The sequence below is a fragment of the Streptomyces sp. NPDC050704 genome (assembly GCF_040654355.1).
In the GTDB taxonomy this organism is placed as follows: Bacteria; Actinomycetota; Actinomycetes; order Streptomycetales; family Streptomycetaceae; genus Streptomyces.
The window spans coordinates 1-1153 of record NZ_JBFAHW010000282.1; the positions used below are offsets into that span (position 1 = coordinate 1).

The following is a 1153-nucleotide window of genomic DNA, read 5'->3' on the forward strand; positions in this document are numbered from 1 at the left end:
TGACCACCGAAGGGACCCGGGACATCCTGGGGATCTGGGCCGGTGACGGCGGCGAGGGTGCGAAGTATTGGCTGCATGTGTTCACCGAGCTGAAGTGAGGGGCCTCGCGTTTTCCTGACAGGCTTCTGACCGTTTATTTCACGCGGCGATTCGCAACTTCTCGTACTCGGCGTGGACTTCGCACGGAGGGCGGTAACCCGCCGCCGAGTGGAGGCGTTTGCGATTGTACCAGAATTCGATGTATCGAGTGATGTCCTGCCGGGCGGCCTCGCGGGTCAGGTAAGTCACCCTTGATACGCGCTCGTTCTTCAGGGCGCCGAAGAATGATTCGGCCATGGCGTTGTCGAAACAGATCCCGGTGCGGCCAGCAGATCTGCGGAGCCCGAACCGGTCCAGCGTCCTCCCGAACTCGACTGACATGTAGTTACTTCCGCGATCCGAGTGAAATATCGCGTCGGCCGAGAGGTTCCTGTTCCGTGCCGCGTTACGGATCGCCCTGGATATCAGTGGGGTTTGGTAGTGGTCGTCCATCGCGTAACCGATGACTTCCTTCGTGCAGCAGTCGATGACCGTTGCGAGGTACAGCCAGCCTTCCCCGGTCGCGATATGGTAATGTCACCGACGAGCTTCTCGCCGGGCGCATCCGCGGTGAAGTCGCGGCCGACGAGGTCCGGCACCTGGCCGGCCGCAACCTGAGTGAGGTTGAACCTCTTCGGCCGTGGCAGGCAGGGCACCAGGCCCAGTTCGCGCATGAGGCGGCGGACCAACTCCACGCCTGCGGCGACGCCCCAGCGGTGCAGCTGGGCCTGGATTCGCCGGTGTCCGTAGGTGCTGTCGGACATGTCGAAGGATTTCTCAATGAGCACTTTCAGTTCTTCGCGCCGCTGAGCTGTCGCGGATTCCGGGCGGGATCGCCAGTCGTAGTAGCCGGATCTGGAGACGCCGAGTCGGCCGCACATAAACTCGACGCTGTATGCGTACTTCTCGGTGTCGAGCCGCATCTCGTCGATGAACTCGTACTTGCTTGCTACCGGGGATCCTTCACGAAGTACGCTGCGGGTCGGGTGGCCCGGGGGAATTTCACCCCCGGGCTCCCACAGATCCCGGCGTGACAGTCTCCCGTCACCGGGCTCCTATTGTCCTGGTCACCAGA

General features: G+C 62.4%; 2 protein-coding genes and 1 pseudogene. 1 reads left to right on the plus strand and 2 read right to left on the minus strand.

Annotated features, from left to right (window positions below):
• Positions 1–95 (plus strand): annotated as a pseudogene (locus AB0I18_RS52120) (transposase); the annotation flags it as partial.
• A 43-nt stretch (positions 96–138) separates the two neighbouring features.
• Here AB0I18_RS52120 and AB0I18_RS52125 read toward each other — a convergent pair.
• Together AB0I18_RS52125 and AB0I18_RS52130 are read right to left on the minus strand one after the other, a co-directional pair.
• Entirely contained in the window at positions 139–606 is a 468-nt protein-coding gene (locus tag AB0I18_RS52125) for an IS3 family transposase (RefSeq protein ID WP_363112907.1), read from the minus strand.
• The gene (locus AB0I18_RS52130; RefSeq protein ID WP_363112906.1) at positions 504–1001 is read right to left on the minus strand and encodes an IS3 family transposase; all 498 of its coding nucleotides are present in this window, start codon (positions 999–1001) and stop codon (positions 504–506) included. The genes AB0I18_RS52125 and AB0I18_RS52130 overlap by 103 nt, the downstream gene beginning before the upstream one ends.
• Positions 1002–1153: the final 152 nt, after the last annotated feature.

What these genes read in the sequence shown, in the direction of transcription:
- AB0I18_RS52130 (WP_363112906.1), bottom strand. Translation starts at nt 1,001, where the DNA reads ATGCGGCTCGACACCGAGAAGTACGCATACAGCGTCGAGTTTATGTGC.